The 22831-nt window shown below is 65.3% G+C and carries 23 protein-coding genes; 11 read left to right on the forward strand and 12 right to left on the reverse strand.

The genetic code is table 11. The annotated features are described in order from the left end of the window. The first annotated feature begins 22 nt into the window (after positions 1–22). A complete protein-coding gene (locus QA645_RS29560; protein ID WP_283044915.1) occupies positions 23–793 on the forward strand; it encodes an SDR family oxidoreductase in 771 nt (256 codons plus the stop codon). Positions 794–824: 31 nt separating this feature from the next. On the opposite strand, the gene QA645_RS29565 is transcribed toward QA645_RS29560, so the two are convergent. Next, positions 825–1451 (reverse strand): LysR family transcriptional regulator, encoded by a 627-nt coding sequence (locus tag QA645_RS29565; RefSeq protein ID WP_283053405.1) that lies wholly within the window; start codon positions 1449–1451, stop codon positions 825–827. A 128-nt stretch (positions 1452–1579) separates the two neighbouring features. On the opposite strand from QA645_RS29565, the gene QA645_RS29570 reads away from it, so the two are divergent. The 3 genes from QA645_RS29570 to QA645_RS29580 are packed head-to-tail and all read left to right on the forward strand — an operon-like array spanning position 1580 to position 3183. Further along, on the forward strand, positions 1580–1972 hold the full coding sequence (locus QA645_RS29570; RefSeq protein WP_283044916.1) for a RidA family protein: 393 nt from the start codon (positions 1580–1582) through the stop codon (positions 1970–1972). 32 nt (positions 1973–2004) lie between these two features. Beyond that, positions 2005–2697 carry an L-2-amino-thiazoline-4-carboxylic acid hydrolase gene (locus tag QA645_RS29575; protein WP_283044917.1) on the forward strand — a complete coding sequence of 231 codons (693 nt, stop codon included), beginning with the start codon at positions 2005–2007 and terminating at the stop codon, positions 2695–2697. Positions 2698–2757: 60 nt separating this feature from the next. Continuing rightward, complete coding sequence (locus tag QA645_RS29580; RefSeq protein ID WP_283044918.1) at positions 2758–3183, forward strand: GFA family protein; 426 nt, start codon at positions 2758–2760, stop codon at positions 3181–3183. A 7-nt stretch (positions 3184–3190) separates the two neighbouring features. Here the strand turns inward: QA645_RS29580 and QA645_RS29585 are convergent, their stop codons facing one another. Continuing rightward, positions 3191–4018: an MBL fold metallo-hydrolase gene (locus tag QA645_RS29585; protein ID WP_283044919.1), complete on the reverse strand. Its 828-nt coding sequence runs from the start codon at positions 4016–4018 to the stop codon at positions 3191–3193. Positions 4019–4112: 94 nt separating this feature from the next. On the opposite strand from QA645_RS29585, the gene QA645_RS29590 reads away from it, so the two are divergent. Then, positions 4113–4988 carry a LysR family transcriptional regulator gene (locus QA645_RS29590; protein ID WP_283044920.1) on the forward strand — a complete coding sequence of 292 codons (876 nt, stop codon included), beginning with the start codon at positions 4113–4115 and terminating at the stop codon, positions 4986–4988. Positions 4989–4992: 4 nt separating this feature from the next. Here QA645_RS29590 and QA645_RS29595 read toward each other — a convergent pair whose 3' ends face one another. Genes QA645_RS29595 through QA645_RS29610 form a run of 4 tightly spaced genes read right to left on the reverse strand, consistent with a single transcriptional unit; the run spans position 4993 to position 9851 of the window. Then, on the reverse strand, positions 4993–5757 hold the full coding sequence (locus QA645_RS29595) for a hypothetical protein (protein WP_254192768.1): 765 nt from the start codon (positions 5755–5757) through the stop codon (positions 4993–4995). A gap of 1 nt (position 5758) precedes the next feature. Continuing rightward, complete coding sequence (locus QA645_RS29600) at positions 5759–5953, reverse strand: hypothetical protein (RefSeq protein ID WP_283053407.1); 195 nt, start codon at positions 5951–5953, stop codon at positions 5759–5761. Beyond that, positions 5953–6411 (reverse strand): hypothetical protein, encoded by a 459-nt coding sequence (locus QA645_RS29605; RefSeq protein WP_254130173.1) that lies wholly within the window; start codon positions 6409–6411, stop codon positions 5953–5955. Before QA645_RS29605 ends, QA645_RS29600 begins: the two co-directional genes overlap by 1 nt. Before the next feature lie 20 nt (positions 6412–6431). Further along, complete coding sequence (locus tag QA645_RS29610; RefSeq protein ID WP_283044921.1) at positions 6432–9851, reverse strand: CHAT domain-containing protein; 3420 nt, start codon at positions 9849–9851, stop codon at positions 6432–6434. A gap of 436 nt (positions 9852–10287) precedes the next feature. On the opposite strand from QA645_RS29610, the gene QA645_RS29615 reads away from it, so the two are divergent. From QA645_RS29615 to QA645_RS29630, 4 genes are read left to right on the forward strand one after another with little or no spacing between them, the layout of a single operon-like run. Next, positions 10288–11745 carry a DASS family sodium-coupled anion symporter gene (locus tag QA645_RS29615; protein WP_283044922.1) on the forward strand — a complete coding sequence of 486 codons (1458 nt, stop codon included), beginning with the start codon at positions 10288–10290 and terminating at the stop codon, positions 11743–11745. 35 nt (positions 11746–11780) lie between these two features. After that, on the forward strand, positions 11781–13058 hold the full coding sequence (locus tag QA645_RS29620; RefSeq protein WP_283044923.1) for a CaiB/BaiF CoA-transferase family protein: 1278 nt from the start codon (positions 11781–11783) through the stop codon (positions 13056–13058). A 13-nt stretch (positions 13059–13071) separates the two neighbouring features. Beyond that, a complete protein-coding gene (locus tag QA645_RS29625; RefSeq protein ID WP_283044924.1) occupies positions 13072–13905 on the forward strand; it encodes a citryl-CoA lyase in 834 nt (277 codons plus the stop codon). After that, complete coding sequence (locus tag QA645_RS29630) at positions 13902–14951, forward strand: amidohydrolase family protein (protein WP_283044925.1); 1050 nt, start codon at positions 13902–13904, stop codon at positions 14949–14951. The genes QA645_RS29625 and QA645_RS29630 overlap by 4 nt, the downstream gene beginning before the upstream one ends. Here the strand turns inward: QA645_RS29630 and QA645_RS29635 are convergent. Continuing rightward, positions 14905–15903, reverse strand: a complete 999-nt coding sequence (locus QA645_RS29635) for a LysR family transcriptional regulator (RefSeq protein ID WP_254192762.1) — start codon at positions 15901–15903, stop codon at positions 14905–14907. The two genes, QA645_RS29630 and QA645_RS29635, sit on opposite strands and share 47 nt — an antisense overlap. Before the next feature lie 130 nt (positions 15904–16033). Between QA645_RS29635 and QA645_RS29640 the strand changes: the two genes are divergently transcribed. Beyond that, positions 16034–17341 carry an MFS transporter gene (locus QA645_RS29640; RefSeq protein WP_283044926.1) on the forward strand — a complete coding sequence of 436 codons (1308 nt, stop codon included), beginning with the start codon at positions 16034–16036 and terminating at the stop codon, positions 17339–17341. A gap of 16 nt (positions 17342–17357) precedes the next feature. On the opposite strand, the gene QA645_RS29645 is transcribed toward QA645_RS29640, so the two are convergent. Both QA645_RS29645 and QA645_RS29650 read right to left on the reverse strand, forming a co-directional pair. Further along, the gene (locus QA645_RS29645; protein WP_254130165.1) at positions 17358–18119 is read right to left on the reverse strand and encodes a hypothetical protein; all 762 of its coding nucleotides are present in this window, start codon (positions 18117–18119) and stop codon (positions 17358–17360) included. A 15-nt stretch (positions 18120–18134) separates the two neighbouring features. Then, a complete protein-coding gene (locus QA645_RS29650; protein ID WP_254130164.1) occupies positions 18135–18323 on the reverse strand; it encodes a hypothetical protein in 189 nt (62 codons plus the stop codon). Between the two features lie 251 nt (positions 18324–18574). On the opposite strand from QA645_RS29650, the gene QA645_RS29655 reads away from it, so the two are divergent. Beyond that, positions 18575–19552 carry a DUF2336 domain-containing protein gene (locus tag QA645_RS29655; protein WP_283044927.1) on the forward strand — a complete coding sequence of 326 codons (978 nt, stop codon included), beginning with the start codon at positions 18575–18577 and terminating at the stop codon, positions 19550–19552. 70 nt (positions 19553–19622) lie between these two features. Here QA645_RS29655 and QA645_RS29660 read toward each other — a convergent pair whose 3' ends face one another. The 3 genes from QA645_RS29660 to QA645_RS29670 all read right to left on the reverse strand — a co-directional run bounded on the left by QA645_RS29660 (position 19623) and on the right by QA645_RS29670 (position 22593). Next, complete coding sequence (locus QA645_RS29660; RefSeq protein ID WP_283053409.1) at positions 19623–19967, reverse strand: DUF1491 family protein; 345 nt, start codon at positions 19965–19967, stop codon at positions 19623–19625. Between the two features lie 63 nt (positions 19968–20030). Further along, on the reverse strand, positions 20031–20744 hold the full coding sequence (locus tag QA645_RS29665) for a peptidoglycan-binding protein (RefSeq protein WP_283044928.1): 714 nt from the start codon (positions 20742–20744) through the stop codon (positions 20031–20033). After that, the gene (locus QA645_RS29670) at positions 20737–22593 is read right to left on the reverse strand and encodes a PAS domain-containing sensor histidine kinase (protein WP_283044929.1); all 1857 of its coding nucleotides are present in this window, start codon (positions 22591–22593) and stop codon (positions 20737–20739) included. The genes QA645_RS29665 and QA645_RS29670 overlap by 8 nt, the downstream gene beginning before the upstream one ends. Between the last annotated feature and the right edge of the window lie 238 nt (positions 22594–22831).

A 22831-nucleotide genomic window follows, 5' to 3' on the forward strand; every position in this document is an offset into this window, starting at 1 on the left:
ACAACAGTTGGGGATAGCTCACATGACGAAATCTGTGGCCATTATCACCGGCGCGAGCCAAGGCATCGGCCGCGCGACCGCAATACGCCTTGCCCGCGATTTCTCGGAGCTCGTGCTGGTCGCGCGCAATCGCGCCAATCTGGACGAGACGGCGGAGGCCGTGAAGGAAGCCGGCGCAAAGCCGCTGGTTATCGATGCGGACCTCGCAGATCCCGCCGTAGCGCGGGCGGTGGTCGATCAGGCGCTCGCGGCTTTCGGTCGGATCGATGCTCTGCTCAACATCGCAGGCGCAGTCCCGCAGATCGACCTGTTCGAGATGACCGACGCGCAATGGGAGGGCGGCCTTGCGCTGAAGCTGCACGGAGCACGCCGCCTCACGATCGCCGCCTGGTCGGCATTGAAGGCGACGCAGGGCTCGGTCGTGCTGATGTCCGGCAACTCCGCGCTGTTTCCGAAGGCACCCTATGCGGCAGTTGGCACGATCAACGCCGCCGTTGTCGCGCTGGCAAAGGCATTCTCGGACCGCGGCATCGCAGATGGCGTGCAGGTCAACAGCGTACTGCCGGGACCGGTGATGACGGGACGCCGCCGCTCCTATCTCGAGCATTGGGCCCCGCTACACAACATGACGGTCGAGCAGGCGACGACAAACTTTCCAAAGGAAGCCGGCATCGCACGCTATGGCGAGCCCGAGGAAATCGCCGAGTTGATGGCGTTCCTTGTGTCGCCCGGCGCCCGCTGGATGACCGGCTCGACGCTGCGCATGGACGGCGGCGAAGTGAAATCGGTCTGAGTTGCTGAAGGGGTGCGCCGTGGGCGGCCGCTCAACCTCCGATGCCGCCGACCAGCCGCGGACGGCGGTTTGCGCCCGCCTTCTCATCCGCCACAGCGCGCAGCCATGCGCGAAAGCTGACGATCTCGGGGCAATCCGCCGTGCCCTCGGGCGCGATCAGCCAATCGCCGAGACCTGATCCCTCATTGATGCGGTCGCAGCGATAGCCGGGATGATGGCCGAGGCTACGTGTGATCAAGAGGTCGACCTTGCCTTCGATCAGCTCGTGCAGGCCGGCGGGCTGCAGCACGCGCAAGCCGATCTCGGCATGTGTCTCGCGAAACGCCGCCAGATCGAGGCGGCGCAAATCGAAGCTGGCATGCACGCCCAATTGCAGCAGCACCGCACCTGACGGTTTCAATTGCGAGGTCGCCTCCGCAATGTGGCGAAACCCCTCGGACACCCCGGGCAGATAGGCCTGGCCTGCCGCAGTCAGGATGAGCTGCTTGTGCAGCCGTTCGAACAGCTGCACGCCGAGGCGCGCCTCCAACGCTTTCACCTGCTGCCCAACGGCTGCGGGCGTGACGTGCAGCTCGTGCGCGGCCAGCTTGAAGCTGAGATGGCGCGCGGCGGCTTCGAAGGCGCGGAGCGCATTGAGTGGCGGAAGGGCGTAGGTCATCGCGGCGGAGTTTGACACTGTTGGCAGCCGGTCTTGCAATAGATTTTCTTGCGCTGAACCGCAGGAATGATGCTTTGCGCCGCGGTGATGTCGCCGGATACGGTCCAGCCGCAATCCGGAGAAACCCCATGGCCCCAGCCCACATCGTCAGCCACAATCCCGCAACGGTCCACCCGCCCGCCGGCGGCTACTGCATGGGACTTGAACTGAAGCAGCATCGCCGGCTGCTGTTCATCAGCGGCCAGGTGCCCGAGAGACTCGACGGTACCGTACCCGAAGGTTTTGAGGCGCAGTGCGAGCAGGCCTGGCGCAACGTCAAGGAGGTGCTCGCGGCCGCCGGTCTTGGCGTCGAGCACCTGGTCAAGGTCAACACCGTCCTGACCGACCGGGCTCAACTCGTGACCAACCGTATCATTCGCCGCGCGATGCTCGGGGACCATCAGCCTGCGCTGACGGTCATCGTCGCCGAGACGGTCGACAGCAAATGGCTGCTGGAGATCGAGGCGATCGCCGCGGAATGACAGCCTTTCCAAACCCACGATGCGAGGGTCCGATGAATAAGATGATCCATCCCTTCTACGCGCAGCATCGCGACGCCATGGAGGCCGCGATGCACCAACGGCTCGATCTTGCCGAGACGATGCTGCGCGAGCGCGCGCAGCTCACCGATATCGACACAATCAAGCAGGAGGTGATGGACGAACTCGCCGTCGTGCTCACCCAGATGCCCTATGTCGGCGGCACCGCGAGCCGCATGAGTGAAGTCTTCATCCGCCTCACCGGATTCATGGCAACCAGCCGCGTGCTGCAGCGACATGGCGTGCCGCTGCCGGTGATCCGCGACATCGAGCGGGAAACCCACAAGGCGCAATTGCTCACCATGCCTGAGACGGAACGTCTCGACGCGGGAGATCAATTCATGTCGCCGGAAAACCAGGCCTTTCTGCGCGAGCAGGCGGCGAAGAGCGTCACGGCAAGCCACCAGGCCGAATTTCCGGAGGACTTCGTCTACGATTTCGTCGAGCCGGGGCCGAACGACGGTTTTGAATTCGGCATCAACTACCGGGCCTGCGGCTTCTGCAAATTCGCGGGCCGCCATGGCGACAAGGAGATCCTGCCCAACATCTGCGGGCTCGATTTCGACGCCTATGCAACGCGCGGCATCCATCTGGAACGGACGCAGACGCTGGCGGGCGGTGCGAGCCATTGCAATTTCCGCTTCTCGCGGCTGCATCGTGACGGTTGACTTCGTGCTGCCGCGCGTTCACCAAAGCGAGACGCGAAGTGAACGGAAGCGCGAGGCAATTTGGTGGACGATACGAACATTCGGACTGGCCAGTGCCATTGTGGTGCCGTGCGTTTCGAGGTGACGCTCAGCGACGGCTTCAATTCGATCCGCCGCTGCACCTGTTCCTACTGCCGGATGCGCGGCGCCGTCATGGTCATGGCGAAGATGGGCGGGATCAAGTTCCTGCAAGGAGAAGATGCGCTGACCAGCTACCGCTTCCACACCGGAACGGCGCAGCACTTCTTCTGCTCGACGTGTGGAATCTACACCCATCACCAGCGCCGATCCGACACGACGCTCTATGCCGTCAACGTCGCGTGCCTCGACGGGGTCAGCCCGTTCGATTTCGCCGAGGTGCCCGTCATGGATGGTGTCAACCACACCAACGACACCGGCAAGCCGACGCGCCAGGCCGGCACGCTCCGCTTCACCCCGGCTGATTAGCCGGCGCCTAATGCCCGCCGCACCGGCAGTTCTCGTAATCGACGGGATCATGGCTGTTGAAAATCGTCACGCGGTCGCCATGGCTCAATTTCAGCTCGCGCAGGCGCGCCTGGTTGGCGACACGGGCGGCGCGGTCCATGTCGACGCGGCGCTGGAAATAGCGGAGCACCAGCGGCGCACGCGGTGAGGCGTCGAGCTGGGCGTGATGGAAATAGCTGTCGCCGGCATGCAGCAGCCATTTGTCGCCGGAGCGGACCGCGATGCCGCAATGGCCGAGCGTGTGGCCGGCGAGCGGGATCATCAGGATGTCCCCTTCGCGGTCGCCGAGCGCACGGACGCCCTTGAAGCCGAACCAGTCCTCGCCGGCCTCACCGTAGAAACTCCAGCTCGGCCCATGGCTCCACTGTCCCCCGACATAGCGTCCCTCGGGCGGCGCGGGCTTGCGCAACACCGCCATGTCGTATTCGGTGCGATGGACGTGGATCGCGGCCTGGGGAAAGTCGGGCACGCCGCCGGCGTGATCGCGGTCGAGATGCGTCAGCAGCACGTGGCGTACGTCATTGGGCGAGTAGCCGAGCGCCTTCACCTGCTGCACGGCCGTCTCCGCGGGATCGAGCTTTGGCGCAGTCTGCCGCAGCCAACGTTTCCCGAGCCGGTCGGGCGTGGCGATATCGCCGAGGCCGATGCCGGTGTCGACCAGAGCAAGGCCGTCACCGGTCTCGATCAGCAGGCAATGGCAGACCATGCGGGCGCGCTGGAACAGGCCGCCGGTGCCGTTCACCAGCCGCCGGCCCATCGGGCACATCGTTCCGGTGTTGAGATGATGGATCTTCATGGATGACGCTCGCCTGTTGTGAACGGGCCGTTCTTGTCATTTTCCGATCCATAGGTAAAATATCGAATATTGATACTATCTCTAGGCGCACCCTATGGATATCCGCGAGCTTCGCTACTTCGCCGCCGTCTACCGCGAACGCAACCTGACGGCTGCGGCGCGCAGCTGCTTCGTTTCGCAGCCGTCGATCTCGACCGCGATCACCAATCTGGAGGCTGAGCTCGGCACCACGCTGTTCATCCGGCACAAGAAGGGCGTCGCGCCGACCGCATCGGCCGAACAGTTTCACACCGTCGCCCGCCGCATCATCGACGAGGCCGATGCGGCGCGAAAGCTGTTCCGCAAACCGAGCACCAAGACCACGGTCACGCTCGGCCTGATGCGGACGCTCGACGTGCCCCGGACCATCGCGCTGTTGAAGCCGCTGACGTCACGCAGCGACATCGCGCTCCGGCTCGTCGGCCATGACGAACGCGCGGATGCCAGGATCATCTCGAAGAGCATGGTTGGGGATGACGAGCATTTCGTCCCGCTCTGGAGCGAGCGCTATGTCGCAGCGCTGCCGCCGTCGCATCCGCTGACGCTCAAGGAGCGGCTTCGGGCCGCCGACCTCGCCGAATTCCCCATGATCGATCGCTGCCATTGCGAGCAGAGCGCGTTCTTCGGTCGCACCGTGCAACGGCGTCCCTCCGCAGCGATCGCGCAATCAGAGGATTGGGCGATGGCGCTGGTCGCGGCCGGAATCGGCATCGCCATCGTCCCCGAGGGCGTGGCCAAGAACCATCCGGATGTCGCGATCCGGGAGATCGAGGTGAAGGTCAAACGCGAGGTCGGGCTCGCCTATCGCGCGTCAGTGCCGCTGGCGGACGCGTTGAAGGATTTGGTCGGGAAGCTGCGGAAGCAGAGATCCCAACGCGGGCAGAGCGAGCGCCGCCCCGGCGTGCGCAAGCCCGCCAGCCGCGAACGCTGATCGATCATCCGAGCAAGCCCTTCAGGCCCGCATAAATCGAACCAACGGCCGTTACCGCGACACCGGCCAGCGGCCCCACGGTCTGCATCAGGTCCTGAATCAGGCGGGCGCGGCGGCGGAGCTGTTCCTCTCCGACATGCTGTCCGAGCAGACGCGCCATCCTGAAGGCAAATGCGTTCGGCTTGCCTCCCTGGCTGAGCACGCGCGGCAGGACCTGGAAGATCACGACTCCCAGGATATTTCCCGAAATGAAGGCGAGCAGGATGCTCGCGCCGTATTCGAACACCTCCCGCCATTCGACCCACACCGTCGGCAGGATCGGAACGCCGTCGTGCAGTCCCGTCACAGTCAGCATCGCCTGGATGCTGACGCTGGCCAGCAGCAACGCCAGCACGAACGCTCCCAGCGCCGAGACCCTGTGCAGGGGATAGGCTGCGAACCCGAACAGCAGTGGGACCATGATCGACGCGATCCGGAGCGGGATCGGAGAGAGGTTGAAGGTGATGGTGATCAGAAAATGCGTGATCGTCAGCAGGATGGCTGGAACGACGACGTAGAGAAGGGCATGCGTCCCGAAATAGCGCAGCGGATTCTTGTACCGCTCGAGCCGGACATTGACCCGATCGAGGTCGCGCCTGAGCCGGTCGAGCTCGGCAACGATATCCTCGATCTCCAGAAGCGTCGGTCGCACGACGCGCAAATCGCGCGAGCAGTGTTTGCAGGCTATGGCCTCGTCCTTGATCGTCTCGGCGCAGAACGGACACTCCATGTCAGCGCGACTTCCTGCGCCGCATGATGGCCTCGACCTCGTCTCTGGCCCGCGTCAGCTCATCGCGCAGCTGGTCCCGCTTGCGCAGGAGATCGTCGCGCTCCGCAATCAGCGTCGCAGGGACGGCGATGTCTCGCGCACAGGACGCACAAACCAGGGCGCTCTCCGCATTCTCCGCCTGGCAGTAGGGGCACATCACTTGGGTGCGACCTTGAGGGTAAAAATGGCCGTGCCCGGCCGTCCGTCACTGTCCTTGATGTCGACCCGCACGGTGTAGTCGCCCGGCGGCAATTCCGCATCCTGCATGTTGATCCCATCAGCCTGCACGAACGGCTTGACCCGGGCCGTCAGATCGACGTTCGGCGAGCGCAGGAAGATCACCTTGACGGAGTCCGGATCGATCTTGGCGCCCCCGAACGACTCGAACTTCAATTGGAGTTTCAAGGGAGACGCAACGGAATCACCGGGCGACACGAACTCCACCTTCGGACCGCGCAGGATACCGCGCCGGTCGGTCGTGACCGCCCCCTTCGGGGGCGGCAGCTTGGCCTCGTCTTCGGTGATCAATTGGGTTGCCCGCGACGTTCCCGAAAACAGGAGACCTGCCGCCAGAAGATTTGCCGCAACGAGCCCGAACAGGATATTCCGCGTCATCGTCCTTCCCATCTTCTCAATCATCGCACGCCGCCATCGCCGATGATGGTATACGGCGCCCAGAACAGCGGATGCGCATAGGCAAACTCGGTCTTGCCCTCGCCGTTCAGGTAACCGGGGCCGTCGACCAGGGCCATCATCGCCTGCCGCAGCGCTTCGCTCCGCGACAGTTTTGGATCGTCCGCCTGCCGCTTGAACAGATCGGTCACCAGCTGTCGCGCGGATTGCGAATGCACCGACCAGTTCGTCACCAGCAGCGCGCGCGTCCCCGCGTAGAAGAAGGCGCGACCAAGTCCGGATGCGGCCTCCGCGCCTGCGCCTGCGCCGGCACCGGTGTTGCAAGCCGACAGGATGACCCAGTCGGCGTCGAGCTTGAGGCCGAGAATCTCCTCCATGGTCAGGAGGCCGTCGCCGCCTTCACCCGTCACCGTTGGCGATGACAGTGCGAGCGCCGGCTGGGTCAAACCGTTGAGCTCGCCCGGCACGAGGCCGTGGGTGGCAAATGCGAGGATCTTGAAGCCGGAGAGGTTCATCGTCTTGACCGCGCTCTCGGTCGCGTTCTTGCCGAGGAACAGCACCTTGGAAGGATCAGCCTGCAGCGCCAGCGCGATCGATTTGAGTTCGTCGGCCGTGTCGGGAAGGCGGGGCAAGAGACCGAGTTCGGCGCTGTCGACGCCGTCGAGCTTCGGGCTGTTGCGGCGCTTCAGCGGCATGCCGCGCGTGACGTTGCCGCCGACATCGGCGACCTGCACCTTTTCGCCGGCGCCTTCCGCCTCGGCCTGCTGATCCGTGTTGAAATAGGGATCGCCAAACGCCACGAGATCGCCGCGGCCGGGCTTGCCGGGCGGCAACTGCCGCAGCGTGCGCAAGGCGGCGGCCGAGGGGACCGTCGAGACGGCATGGGTTCGCGCAAGCCATGGCACGTTCCGATAGCCGACGAAGAGCGGATCCTCGTCCGCGGCCACCTCGGCCGGCGCCGTCGGCAACAGCGACAGCGGCAGCAGGCCGAGCGCGCCATTCGTGACCACGATCAAATTCCTGGCCGGCTTCCATCCGCTCTCGACCGGCTTCAGCAACAGCTCGTAGAGCTCGTAGCCGAGCTTGAGATCAAACGGCGGAATGTCCGAGATCATCGCAGCCTGCGGTTCGAGCGCCTCGCGCAGCTTGCGGATCTTGGTCTCGACGTCGCCGATGCTGGCCTTGACGGCCGCGAACGCCACCGGCCCCGATTTCGGCACGGCCCAGACGAAGCTGCCATACTGCCCGAAATAGAACGACAGCATGGCCTCGTTCTCGGCCAGCGTCGCACGGATTTCGGCGACGGCCGGCGGCTTCGGCGAGACCAGATCGGCGTAAACCGGAAACTTCTGCTTGATCTCCTGGCGCGCCTTGTCGCGCTCGCCACGCAAGGCGACGATCGAGGCCTGGATCTGCTGCGCGCCCTTCTCGTCGCGCTCCGCCGAGGGAATGGCGAGAACGTTGGTGAGCGTGCCGAGCTGGGCGTTGACCTGCTTGGTGAGATCCTGCTCCTTGCGCACGAGCTCGGCCAGCGCGGGATCCTTCGCCGCCGCACGCGCGCTGGAGGCGGCCAGCGCCTGCTGCACCGAGCGGCCGCGGATCGCGTCAGCCAGGCCGAACGTCTCCTCACCGATGCCGCTGCCGGTGCCTTCGGCCCGCGCCAGCAGCAGGAGGTAGCTCTCGACGATGTTCTGGAGCCGCTGGCTGCGCGCGGCCACGACGGTGGTGTTCTCGTCGTCGGCGTTCTCGTTTGCGTTCGCCATCATGATCGGGATGGCAGCCTTGAACTCCCGGATCGCGTCGGCATCGCGCCGTGCGCGCATCAAGCCGATTGCAAGCGTACCGCGCGCCGACGCCGCATCGAAATGGTTCTCGCCGACCCGCCCGATCTGCTTCTTGACCAGTTGCTCTGCGGCGGCGATGCCGGCGTCGAGCTGGCCGGAATTGTAGAGCGCGAGAATGCGCGCCGGATTGAGCTCGATGACCTGGCGGCGTTGCGGATCCCAATTGGCGACCGCCTTGTCGATCCGCGCAAACATGTCGCTGGCTTCGGCATTCTTGCGCTGGATGTTCAGGATGCCGGCGAGCTGCGAGAGCAGCTGCACGGTCGATTGCGAGTCGTCCGGCACGCCGACCGTCTTGTTGATCTCGAGCGCGACGCGGCCGAGCTGCTCGGCTTCGTCGTAACGGCCCTCGTCGACCAGGATTCCGGCCAATCCCATCACGTAGCGCGGCATGACCGGATTGTATTTGCCGGTGTCCTTCAGACGCGACAGCAGCGCCCGGCGCGCATCGACCTCGGCTTCGGCGAGCCTGCCCTGCCGGGCCTTCATGCGGGCCTCGCTCAAGACCATGTAGTCGATCGACTGCAAGACAACGGTTTCGGCGGGCGGATTTTCCGACTCCATCACGGCCTTCATGCCGGCGCGCTTGCGCTGCTCGGCCAGGCGATAGGAGGCTTCGGCTTCCTTGAACTGTCCGCGCGCCTCGAAGATCATGGCGCGGGTGCCCTCGATTTCCGCCTCCCAGTTCTGCCCCATCCGCGCGTAGGAGGTGCGCCACCCGGGAAGGCCACTCGTGCGAGCCTCCTGGATGCCGGCCAAGCTGCGGCGCAGATAGCCCTCGGCTTGCGGCACATCACCCATCTGAATGAGAATGCCGGCGATCGAGCGATTGGCGTTGAACAGATACCCCTTCGCGCCCGGCATGGTGGCGACCTCGCGCAACTGCCTTTGCATGATCTCGAGTGCGCGCTTTGGATCGCCATTGGCCGAATATTGGATGGCGGCGAGCTGGGTCAGCCGGCCCATCATGGCTGCGCTGATCGCGCCGCGTCCCACCTCGACGGCCTTGTTGGCGTCAGCGATGGACTCGGCAAGCCGCCCGAGCTGGGACCGCGCATTGGCGCGATCGAAATAGAACTGGGCGAGATCCTCGCGGGACTCCTTGCCGGTGGGCGCCGAATCCGCGTCCTGCTTCAGCTCAGCGATCAGCTTTTCGTTCGGCTTTTCGCTGTCGAGGATCGCGGTGATGTCGGAGATGGTGCGCGGCGGCGCGATGAAATCCTTCGGCAGCGCGGTCCCCGGCGCCAGCTTGGGCGCCTCCTCCTTCGGCGCCTCGACGGCGACATTGGCGCGTCCGTTCGCGGCATTGAGCGCGGCGAGCACGCAGGCGTGGACCTGCGGTTTGGCCTTGGCGCGACAGCCCTCGATATCGGCACCAGCCCTGCGGCCTCCCTGGGCCTGCATGCAGGCCTGCACGATCGGCTTGCCGACGGTCATCCGGCAGTTCTCGATCGCCGCCTCCTTGGTCAGTGCGGCGGCGGATCCGCTCGATCCGAGCAGGATGGCAAGGGCGAGCAGCTTTCGCAGGGACGTGGAATTTCGACGGGCGTCAAGCGGCATCGCGGAATTGATGCTCATCTCAAAAGACCTTCGCGCAAATTGACTTGGTATAACGGCACAATCCTATCGCGATGGCTTGGGAGGACAAGCACCATTCGGGCCGGTTCGACCATTTGCTGAACCGCGCGGGCCGCGGCCGACACAGGCTCCCGGAGCGCCCGCCCCGGTAGTGCATTAACGTCATCCTCGCCAAGGTTGTTGGCACGTCCGCGATCACGGCCGCTCGTGCCGACGCCGAGACGGCCGCAACCGGATGCGTCGGCTCCGCAAGCCCGACGGAGTGGAGCGCGCAAGTTCTCACGCGCGAACGCCGCACATTCCTGCCGGTTATGGTCTCCTGAAAACTTGCAATTGGACGCAGGTCCGGCGGCCAAGCTACCGCATCCCCGAAGCACGGCTGCAAAACCGTGATGGCACCGATCCATCGCCGCATGCTTCGACAGGGAGAAAACTCGTGTCATCTCACGCTCACGCGGAGGCCGGCGCGCACGCGCCCCGATCGCTGGAGGCGATGCTGAGGGCGATCGGCGTTCCCCTCGCCGTCGTCGTCGCGGCCGCCATCTGGCTCAGCCCCACCCCGGAGACGCTGTCCTTGCAGGGCCACAAGGCGCTGGCGTTGTTCGGGGGCATTTTCGTGCTCTATCTGACCGAAGCGATACCGCTCGCGATCGCGAGCCTGATGGTCGTTCCGCTTGCGGTGCTGACCGGAACGGCCCCGCTGCGGACTGCGCTCGACGGCTTCTCCGCCTCGCCGGTGTATCTGATCGTCGGCGCCTTCATCCTCGCGACCGCAATGGTGAAGACGCGCCTTGCCGAGCGGATCACCTACGTCATCCTGGCGCGCTTCGGCAGCGAGCCGACGCGGATCACGCTCGGCGTGACGCTGGTCAATATCGCCCTCGCCTTCCTCGTCCCGTCGTCGACAGCCCGCACGGCAATCCTGCTGCCGGAATGCCTCAGCATCCTGACGATCTTCGGAGCCAGCGCGCGCTCGCCATTTGCGATCAACCTGCTCCTCACCTTGACGATGACGAACGCGACGATCGGCGCCGGCGTGCTGACGGCCACGGTGCCCAATCCTGTCACGGTCGAGTTCGTCGCCAAGACGAGCGGCCACACCATCACCTATGCCGAATGGCTGCTCTATGGATTCCCGCCGGCGCTGGCGATGACCCTGTTCACCTGGTGGGTGATCCAGCGGGTGTTTCCGCCGGAATTCAAAGCCGGTCACGAGCAGGCCGACGCACGGATAACGCAGAATCTCGCCGCGATGGGCCGGATGACATCCGCCGAATGGCGCGCGCTGACCGTGTTCGTCCTTGTGACCTGCCTCTGGGCGACGCAGGGTCTGACCGGACTGGACACGACCGTCGTCTGCCTGATGGGGGCCTGCCTCCTGTTCCTGCCGCGCTTCGGCGTGATGGACTGGAACGATGCCAACAAGGGCGTCTCCTGGCAGGTGCTGCTGATTGCGGGCGGCGGCGTCTCGCTCGGCGACATTCTGCTGAAGACCGGCGCCGCCAACTGGCTGGCGAATTCGATCTTCCACGCGCTCGGCCTTGCCGGCGCCTCGGCGCTGGTCGTCATCGTGGTCGTGATGTTCATCGTGCAGTTCATGCACGTGATGTTCGTCGGCACGACCGCCATGGCGACCGCCCTGCTGCCGATCATCCTGGCAATGGCGACGACTGCGGGCGTCAACCCGGTCGCGCTGGCGCTGCCGGCCGGCATGATCATCGGCGGCTACCCGCTGCTGATGTTCTACAACACGCTGCCGAACATCCTCGTCTACGGCACCGGCCGGCTTCGCGTCGAGGACTTCCCGAAAGTCGGCGTGATCGTCTGCATCGTCGCCTGCCTGCTCTATGCGCTGTGCGCCGCGACCTGGTGGCACTGGCTCGGACTCGTCTGATCTCTCGAACAGTTTCGTCATCCGGAGGACCCCACATGACATTGCCCCTCGCCGGCATTCGCATCCTCGATCTCTCCAACGTGCTGGCCGGTCCGTTCTGCGGCTATCAGCTTGCGCGTCTCGGCGCCGAGGTCATCAAGATCGAGAATCCGAAGGGCGGCGATCTGGCGCGCCGGCTTGGCGCTGATCCGGCCATGGCGAAGAACCTGATGGGGCTGTCCTTCGTCGCGGTGAACGCGGACAAGCAATCCGTCGCGATCGATTTCAAGGCCGACGAAGGCAAGGAGATTTTCCTGCGTCTCGTCGAGACGGCGGACGTCGTGCTGGAGAATTTCCGCCCGAAGGTGATGGAGCGGCTGGGGCTCGGCTACGAGGTGCTCGCGAAGCGCAATCCTCGCATCGTCTATTGCGCCATCTCGGGCTTTGGACAGGACGGCCCCTGGGCCGGCCGGCCCGCTTACGATCAGATCGTCCAGGGATTGTCCGGCGTCATGAGCGTCACGGGCGACGCCGAGACCGCGCCCTTGCGCACCGGCTTTCCGATCGCCGACACCATTGCGGGCCTCACCGCATCGTTTGCGATCACGGCGGCGCTGGTCGAGCAGCGCCAGAGCGGGCGCGGGCGGAAGATCGACGTTTCGCTGCTCGAATCGACCCTGGCCGCCATGGGCTGGGTGGTTTCCAATCACCTCAACGGCAATGTCGATCCGCAGCCGATCGGCAACGAGAATTTCACGGCGGCTCCGTCTGGCACGTTTGCGACCGGCTCCGGGCCGCTCAACATCGCGGCCAACGAGCAGAAGCAGTATGAGGCGCTCTGCGACATCGTCGGAAAGCCCGAGTTGAAGTCCGATCCGCGGTTCAGCGAACGGCAGTCGCGCAAGGACTATCGCGTTGCCCTGAAGCGCGAGCTCGAAGCCGCCCTCGCCGCCAAATCCGCCGCCGAATGGGAGACGCTGTTCAACGCCAAGGGCGTTCCGGCGGGCTGTGTCCTGAGCGTGCCGGAGGTGCTGAAGGAAGAGCAGATCGTCGGCCGCAAATTCGTGGAGCATCTGAATGCGACGGTGACCGGCGGACAGACGATGCGGGTCACCCGACCCGGCTTCCGGCTCGAGACCGACTATCCGGAGCCGTCGCCGCCACCGAGCCTCGGCCAGGACACCGAGAGATGGCTCAGGCAGCTCGGCTTCGCGGACGGCGAGATCGCAGCACTCGGCCAACGCGGCGTCGTCGCCTTCGACAACCGGCCGACGGTGAAAGAGACCGTCAAGATGCCGGACCTGAAGGCGCGCGCCGAAACTTCAAGCACGTAAGAGGACAGATTCCATGACCGATCAAGGCTCCGCAGACCTGCTGCAAAAGGCCACCCAATGGTGGTCGACCGACATCATCGACATGAAGCCCGGCGTGATCCGCTTCCGCGGCTTTCCGATCGAGCAGTTGATCGGCCGGGTGTCGTTTCCGCAGATGATGTGGCTGATGCTGAAGGGCGATCTGCCCTCGCCCGAGCAAGGCGCACTGCTGGAAGCAGCACTGGTCGCCGCCGTGGACCACGGTCCGCAGGCGCCGTCGATTGCGATCGGCCGGATGGCCGTGACATGCGGCCTTCCCCTCAATGGCGCGATGGCCTCGGCCATCAACGTGCTCGACGACATTCATGGTGGCGCCGGCGAACAATGCATGGAGCTGTACGCCGACATCGCGAAGCGCCAGGACGCGGGCGTCGAACTGACGACCGCTGTCGAACAGGGTCTCGACGCCTTCATCGCGGCGAACGGAAAGATCGTGCCGGGGTTCGGACATCGCTTTCATCCGATCGATCCCCGCTCGCCGCGGCTGCTCGCACTGGTCGACACCGCGCGCACGAACGGGGTCGTGTCCGGCCGCTTCGCCGAGATCGGCCGCGGCGTCGAAGCGGTGATGCAGCAGCGCAAGGGCCGGACGATTCCAATGAACATCGACGGCGCTACCGCCGTGATCTATTCGGAGCTGGGCTTTGCACCTGCGCTGGGGCGCGGCCTGTTCATTCTCTCGCGCTCGGTCGGTATCCTTGCCCATGCGTGGGAGCAATCGCAGCAGGGCGGCCGCATCAAGGGCCCGATGCCGCCGGGCATCCCCTATCGCTACACCGGCCCTGCTCCGCGGGATTTCGCCAAGTGACGTCATCCCAGGCAGCAGGCGGCAACTATCTCGCCGTGCGGCCGGATTGGCTGGCGCGCGGCGTCGAGGAGGCGCTCGAACCCGAGCTGCCGATCATCGACGCCCATCATCATCTCTGGGACCGGCCGAACTGGAGATATCTGTTCGACGAATATCGCGCCGATATCGCGGCAAGCGGCCACAGCATCACGGCCAGCGTTTTCATGCAATGCCAGGCGATGTACCGCGCCGATGCCCCCGCCGCGATGCGCGTCGTCGGCGAGACCGAATTCGTCAACGGTGTCGCGGCCATGAGCGCGAGCGGCCAATACGGCCCGCGGCAGCTTTGTGCCGGGATCGTCGGCCATGCCGATCTGTGTCTCGGCGATGAAGTCGCTTGTGTGCTGGAGGCTCACGTCGCCGCGGCGCCCGGACGATTTCGCGGCATCCGGCACATCACGGTGTGGGATGCCGACCGAAGCCTGATGAACCCGCTGAGCGCCGGCCCGCCCGGCCTGCTCGGCGACAGCACATTCCGCGCCGGCTTTGCGCGACTGGCATCCCTGGGGCTCGTGTTCGACGCATGGCTGTTCCATCCGCAGATCGACGAGCTGACCGCACTTGCGCGTGCCTTTCCGCGGACGACGATCGTGCTCGATCATCTCGGCGGCATCGTGGGGATCGGCGCCTACAGGGACCAGCGCGAGGACATTTTCGTCGCATGGTCGCGTGCCATCCGCGAGCTCGCAGCTTGCGACAATGTCTGCGTCAAGCTCGGCGGTCTCGGCATGCGCATCAACGGATTCGGTTTCGAGACCCATGACGTCCCGCCGTCCTCGGAAACGCTCGCCTCAGCCTGGCGGCCTTACATCGAGACTTGCATCGAGGCGTTCGGCGCGCAGCGATGCATGTTCGAAAGCAATTTTCCGGTCGACAAGGGCTCCTATGGATATGGCACCGTGTGGAATGCGTTCAAACGCCTGACGCGTCACGCCAGCCAGAGCGATCGCATGAACCTGTTCAGCGCGACTGCCGCGCGCGTTTATGGACTCGCTCCGTCCGGTTGACCACGATGGTCGGCTTGGCTGCCGCGCCATCCGTCATGCCAGGCAACGTGACCTGTTCGAGGAAGTCGCGCCCCTTGGATTTGAGCAGGCCGACGACGCGCTGCGCAGCGGGAGAGAGATAACCGTCGCGGCGGGTGACGAAGCCGAGCGGCCGACGCATTGTCGTGGTGTCGATCATCAACCGGTCGAGCTGGGTGCCCAATCGAAGCGGATGCAGGTTTCGCGTCGACGTGAAGCTGAGCAGCGCCGTATCGGCGATCAGCTTCGGCAGTGTCGTGATCGAGTTGGTCTCGATCTGGACATTGGGCGGCGGCAGGCCATGCGCCTCGAACACGTTGTCGAGCCATTGCCGCATCGCCACGGTGCGGGCCGGCAGCACCCATTTCGCGGCGACGAGATCCTCGATCGCGAGCCGTTGGCCACATAGCGGATGGTCCTTTGCCGCGACGACGACAACGTCGTCCATGCCGAAGGCTTCGTGTGCGAATTCCTGCTCGTCGGAGGGAAGGATCGGACCGATGGCAACGTCGAGGACTCGTTCGCGAAGCGCCGCCCTGACCACGCCGCTCATGCCGATCTGCACCTCGATCGCAAGCCCAGGCGCATCCGCAATGATCGCGCGGCAGATCTGCGGCAGCAGGTACTCGCCCATCGTCGCGCCGCAGCCAATCCCGACGCGTCCGGCGGTGCCGGCGGCAAAATCAGTCACCTCACGCAGCGACTCCTCCATGGCCTCGCGCATGCGGCGCGCGCGTGCGAGCAGCACCTCGCCGACGCGCGTGAGGGTGATGCCGCGTCCGGTCCGCTCGAACAGATCGGCCCCGACTGCATCCTCAAGACGCTGGATGCATTTGGTCAGAGCGGGCTGGGTGCGTCCGAGCTTGTCGGCGGCCCGGCCCATATGGCCGAGATCAGCGATCACCTCGAAATAAGTGAGGTCGCGAAGGTCCACCTCTTCCTCCCGGTTATCGATTCCAAAACATTAGCGATTGGACCGTCGTCCGCTCGGTCTGGCATGCCTGAACCTAACACAGCCGGGCTCCCCAGGGGTAACCGGCCTGGATGCATGGGAGGTTTGGCGCATGACCGAGATCACGGCCAACGGATCGTTCACGGACGGCAGTCCGGATGCAGCACTGCTCGCAAGCGCCATTTCCAAAAACACCTGGCGGCTGGTCCCGCTGCTGGGCCTCGCCTATCTCTTCAACTATCTCGACCGCACCAGCGTCGGTTTTGCTGCGCTGCAAATGAACAAGGATATCGGGCTGAGCGCCACGCAATTCGGCTGGGGCGCCGGCATCCTGTTCTTCAGCTACTGCCTGCTGGAAGTCCCCAGCAACATGATGATGTACCGGTTCGGCGCGCGGCGCTGGCTGGCACGCATCATGATCACCTGGGGCCTCGCCGCTGCTGCGACCGCGTTTGCGACAGGCCCCTACAGCTTCTATGTGATCCGCTTCCTCCTCGGCGTGTTCGAGGCCGGCTTCTTTCCAGGTGTGATCTGGTACATCTCGATCTGGTTTCCAGAAAAGAACCGCACCAGCGTGCTGGCCCTGTTCATGGCGGCAACGCCGCTCTCCTCGCTGCTCGGCAGTCCGATCTCGGCGGCCCTGCTCGGCATGGATGGTTTCTGGGGCTTTGCCGGCTGGCAATGGATGTTTCTGGTCGAGGGACTTCCGGCCTGCGCGCTCGGTGTTCTCTGCCTGGTTCTGCTTGCCGATACGCCCGAGCAGGCCAGGTGGCTAACGCCAGCCGAGCGACACGCGCTCCTGTCCGCGCTTGCCGGCGACAAGCACGACAAGCCCAAGAAGGATCTGTGGGCCGCGATGAAAGACACGCGGGTGCTGATGCTCACCGCGATCACCTTCGCCTTCACGATCGGCTCCTACGGCATCGGCATCTGGCTGCCGCTGATCCTGAAAGGCCACGGCCTCAGCAACATGGAAATTGGCTGGCTCTCAGCCATTCCCTACCTGTTCGCGACGATCGGCATGCTGCTCTGGGCGCGCCTGGTCGATCGGAAAGGGCAGAAGATCTACAACCTCATGGCCGCGCTGATCCTCGGTGCCCTCGGCCTTGCGCTGTCCGTCGTCTTTACCTCGCTCATTCCGGCGCTCGCCTGCCTGACGCTGGCGCTGGTCGGCACGATCTCCGCGCGGACGGTGTTCTACACCATCCCGCAGGGCTTCCTGACGGGCGCGGCCGCGGCCGGCGGCATCGCATTCATCAACTCCGTCGGTGCATTCGGCGGCTTCGTCGGTCCCTACATGGTCGGCTTGCTCAAGGATACGACAGGCTCCTTCAACGCCGGCATGATCGGGATGGCCGCGATCCTGCTGGTCGCGACCGGCATTGCCGGCGCCCTCAAGCTGGTGACCCACAGGATATGAGCGTGGCGATGCGCCGTCAGCCCTTCGACACCACCGCGCGGCCATAGGCCGGCTGCGACTGAACCGGGGGATTGGCGGTTTGCGCTGCGAGTTCGCCGATCAGCCGATCGGCATCCGCGGCCATGGCGTCGGGCGCCTGGATCACCAGACGCTCCAGCGCAAAGCGATAGGACGAGACGCGCTGCTCCAGCGACAGCTGCACCCACTGGATGATCAGCGAGTTCTCCTGCATGCGTGCGACGGCATCGTCCTTTTCCTGCGGCGACAGCGCCGAGACGCGCGCCATGCTGGCCTCGCGCTTCTTGTCGAGATCGATGACGCGGATGGCCGAGGCAAAGAACGGTTCAAAACGCGTGATGTCGTTGCGCACGTCCTCGATCAGCTGCGCATAGCGTGAAGAATGCGAGCGATGCGGTTCGTCGATCAGCGTGCGCCCGTACATGGTGCGGTCGAACACGATCTTCTGGCGCCACGGCGACGGCAGTGCCTTGTAGTCGCCGAACACGCTCTTCCAGGCCGGCCGGGACAGCGGCGGTTCGATCATGGGATAGGCGAGGTCGCGAAGCTGGCGCTCCTCGTCGGTCAATTGGAATTGCGAAGCCTTCAGGCCGAGGCTACCCGTGGCCTCGAGGCCGAGCCAGCGATGCATGTCGTCGCTGCGCATGTCGGCACGGGTCCGTCCGAAATCGCCGCCGCTGCAGCCGGCAAGCGTCGCGCCCACCGCTGCGAACAGGATGGCCGATACGATCGTGCGAATCTGGCGGATGAATTCCGGCATTGCAAAAGCCGGAACCTAGCGGCGACGACGACGGCGCCCCGGCGCTGTGCCCGCTTCCGGTCCGCGATCGCCGCTGGTTTCGTCCGCGTCGCGCTCGATGCGGATGACGGGAAGGATCAAAATCGTCCCCATGTCCGCGCGCGGTGTGACATCCCCCGACGAGCCCACCCGGCGACCGGCCGGAAATTCGATGATGGTCCCCATGTCAGCTCTCTCAATTGCCGCGCGACAAAATGCGCCCCTGCAACATGGGGGTCATTAGGATCAGTTTATGGTTAACGGGATGTAAACAAAGGTTTCGGACCGTAACCGCACGGGCCGGCCCGTGCGTCCCGCGGCGACACGAAACGGTTGAAATGAGCGGGTTTGCTTCACACTTCGTTTTCCTTAAGGAGCCTTTAAAGGAACCCCTGATAGGCTGAGGCAACAGTCTTTTCCAAGTTGCGTACGCCTCCATGACCAAGTCGCTGTTTCCCGGATTCGACGGGCTGATGACACTCTCCCGCCGCGAGGGCGTCGACGTTCGCCCGACGCTGCTGCGGGTGCTGACCGACCTCTATGTCCAGGCGCCCACCCACAGCGAGGACGAGCAGCGGCAGTTCATCGAGCTCGCCACGCGGCTGATCGACCAGGTCGACGATGCGACGCGCGCCTCCGTCAAGGCGAAGCTTGCGATCTATCCGCAGACGCCGGTCCCGGTGCTGCAGAAGCTCGGGCTGGTCGCGGCGCAAGAAGGCCGCAGGGTGCCGCTCGCACGCGAGATCCCGCGTGCCGCCATCGCCCCCTCGCCTGCCCGCACACCGACCGACGCGGAAGCGCGCATGGCCGCCAACATGGCGATGCAGCCGAAGGAAGCGGCCGAGATCCACGACATGTTCTTCGGCGCCGATGCGAGCCAGCGCGCGCTGATCCTGCACAATCTGGCGCAGACGCCGCTGAAGGCCGCGCCGCGGATTCCGAGCGTGCACACCAGGCGCGCGATCCAGATCCTGGAGATGGCGGCGATCGCGGGCGATATCGAGAGTTTCACCTACGAGCTCGGCGATACCCTGATCCTGCCCTCGCGGGTCGCGGCGCAGATCGTCGACGATGCCGGCGGCGAGGCGCTTGCAGTGGCCGCCCGCGCACTCGACATGCCGAGCCCGAACTTCCAGCGCATCCTCTTGTTCTTCAAGCCGGAGATCGGCAATTCGGTGGATTCAGTCTACCGGCTGTCGCGGCTCTACGACCGCCTCAGCGACCGCTCCGCGCTGGTGATGCTCGCCGCCTGGCGCGGCTCGACGCTCGCCGTCACGCGCGCCAAATATCAGCCGTCGCTGCATGACAGCGAGCGGCAGCGCGCCCGCGGCGCGGCCGGCCAGTCGCGGCCGGGCGTGCAGCCCGGGTCGAGCCCAGCGGTGCGGACGGGCTCAGGCGGATCGTCGGAGCGGTAACGCTCGCCTCCAGTGCAAAATTGCTGTGCAATTTTGTCACGAGCTCTTCGCTATGACGGTGGGTCGGCAGTTACGTCTTCGCCAGCTCGAGGAAATGCCGTCCCGCGCGGTCCTCGGTTTCCACGATCCAGGCATCCGGGTCGAAGCGAAGCTCCTTGGTCAGGCGCTCTTCCACGGCAGGCTCAGGCACCGGCTGCGGCGCAATCGGTACGAAGAGCCGATCGACCGGCCGTCCCTCTTCATAGACGGTCTGCGGCGCCGGCGTGTACAGCATCGCGTTGCCGTCGAGCAGCGACACCTTCACGAACACCGCCCCCGCCTCCTCCGCACCGCGACGGCGCACGGCGCCGAACACGCCCTCGGTCTGGCACCGGCGCAAGTAGGCTGAGACCCAGATGTTTGATTTCAAACGCATGCGTGCACGATAGGCCAGCGCTGCAAGCAGCACCAGCCTTCAGGCTTCAAGACACGACGCCGATTATTCGACGGGGTGGCCGATCGCGGCGGCGAGCTCGCGCAGCAGGCGGTCCGACACCTGGCCGGTGACGGGCATCTTGTGCTGGCGCTCGAAGGTCTGGATCGCCGACTGGGTCTCGCCGCTCATCGTGCCCGTGATCTTCAGATTCCCATAGCCGTATTCGGACAGCGCGCGCTGCACGCCGGCGAGGCGACGCGCCGCCGGGCTCTGCTGCGTCGGGATCGGCGCCGGCGGACGTGCGACGGCCACCGCGGACGGTGCCGGCGTGGGCGTCGTGGCCTTGATGACCAGATTGGTCATGGGATCGCCCGCGCGCGGCGGCGTCGAGGCCGTCGTCTCGGCGAGCTTCTCCGGGGCCTTCTCGGCCGGCTTCGGCTCGACGCGAAACTCGGTTGCTTTCGGCTCGAGCGGCGACGTATCGGCCCCGACCGGACGCGGACGCGGCATGGGATTGGAGAGCGGCACCGACGACGGCGCGGGAAGATTGATCACAGTGCCGAACATCGGCGCCGGATGCCGGCCGGTCTGGAGGAACAGCGCATTGGCAACGATGGCGCTGATCGCGGCGACGGCAACGAGGCCGGCCAGCGTGTCCTTAGGGCTGTGCAAGAGCACGCGTAGCACGAGGTTGCGCTCGGTCTCGACATCCACGACCGCGGCCTTGGCACCACGGCGGCGCGGAGCGGCTTCGTCCTTTGCAGGCTTTCTAGGCACTTTTCTTCACCAGAGCAGGTTGGTCCTGAGGTCGGTCTTGAATCTGTCGGTCTTGAGTCTCTTGGCGCAGCGCCGGCGTCAGCGTCGCGATCTTGCTCTCCGCCGGCTTGGCTTGCGGCGGCGTGTAGACCAGCGGCAGCTTGACGGTGACTGCGGTGCCCTCGCCGAGCTTGCTTTGTACCGTCAATTCGCCGAGATGCAACGCCACGAGGCTCTTCACGATGGAAAGGCCGAGGCCGGTGCCCTCGTGACGGCGCTCATAGGTCTTGCCGCATTGGAAGAACGGCGCGCCGATGCGCTTGAGATCTTCAGGCGCAATCCCGACGCCGGTATCGCTGATGCGCAGCGTGAGCTGCGAGGCGGATGCAGCGGCTGCCACGGTGACCTGGCCGCCGCGCTCGGTGAACTTGACGGCGTTGGCGACGAGGTTGAGCACGATCTGCTTGAAGGCTCTGGGATCGCCGGTCATGACGGGCAGATCCTGCGGCGCGTCGGTGATGAGATCGATGCCGTTCTCGCGCGCCTTGAGCGCGAGCAGATTGCAGCAATGCATCAGCGAGGCGCGCGGCGCGAACGGCTCCGACGCAATCTCGAAATTGCCCGACTCCATCTTCGACATGTCGAGGATGCCGTTGACGACCGACAGCAGGTGCTGGCCGGAGGCGTTGATCAGCTCGGCATATTCCTTGCGCTGGGGCGCGCCCAGCATCAGGGTCTGCTCCTGCGCGATCATCTCGGAGAAGCCGATGATGGCGTTGAGCGGCGTGCGCAGCTCGTGGCTCATGGTGGCGAGGAAGCGCGTCTTGGCGGCGTCGGCGGCTTCCGCCGCGCTGCGCGCCTGATCGAGCGCCTGCTCGGACAGCTTGCGATCGGTCACGTCGCGCATGACGCCGACGACTTCGGCCTCGCGCGCGAGATCGCGGCCCGGATGCTGATCGAGCGGCCGGCAGCGCATCTCGACCCAGATGAAATCGACCTGACCGCGCTCGGAACCATCGGGCTCCCGGCGCAGCCGGAACTCGACGCTGCGCACGTCGCCGCGCGCGGCATCGGACAGCGCAGTGAGATAGGCCGGGCGGTCGGCGACATGGACGCGATCGAACAGGCCATGGCCGAGCAGCTGCGCGACCGGCATGCCGAGCATGGCTTCGGCGGCCGGCGAGATGAATTGCACCGCGCCGTTGCGCTGATGCCGCGAGATCACGTCGCTCATGTTGCGCGCCAGCAGGCGATAGCGCTCCTCCTCGCGCGACAGCAACGTGACGCTGGTACGCGCGAGCGACTCGGCGCCGAAGGCAAGGCCCGCGGCATAGAGTGTTGCGGAAGCGACGCCGAACGCCATCATAGCGCTGCGCTCGGGCGCGCTGAGGTCACCGGCCGGCAGCCAGCCGAGCTGGGTGACCAGGATCAACAGGCCCGCGCAGGACAACGCGAGCAGCGAGGCAAAGGCTGCGACGCGGCGCGAGGCCGACAGCGCGGCTTCGAGGGGAACCACGACCAGCCAGATCGCCGCAAATGATTCGATACCGCCGGTGGTGGCGGCGATCGCCATGATCAGGCCGGCGAGCGCCAGCGACGACAGCACATGGGCGCCTTCATAGCGGCCGGTGCGCGACAGGAACCAGGACAGCATGATCGGCGCGATCAGCCAGGCAAAGGCAGCGACCTCGATCGCGCTCGGCGCGCCACGCAGGACCAGATAGACAGGAAATGCGGCAAAGGCGGCCAGGCTTCCGAGAAGCCGCGGCGCCATGAAAGCCCGATGGCGCGCTCGCGTCAGCGCATCGTAACGCGCGGAGGGATGCAGCAGCGCATCGAGACAATCGCGGATGATACTCAAAACTGTCACGGGTCTCGCGCTTCGGCTCAATCGTCGTTGAAGACGTGCCGGAACGCCTCCTTGTCGTTGAGCCAACGTGTCAGAGCGACCTTAAACGAGTGCTAAGGCGATCCGGCCTGCGGCCCGACACCGCGTCATCGCGGAGATTTTTAGGCGATTTGGCGATGTCATCATCGCGGATGGTGAACACAGGGTTTCGCCGTCCCTTTCATGGTTTCGAATTGGTGGACGCGCGGGCGGCCGGAAC

The sequence above is a fragment of the Bradyrhizobium sp. CIAT3101 genome (assembly GCF_029714945.1).
In the GTDB taxonomy this organism is placed as follows: domain Bacteria; phylum Pseudomonadota; class Alphaproteobacteria; order Rhizobiales; family Xanthobacteraceae; genus Bradyrhizobium.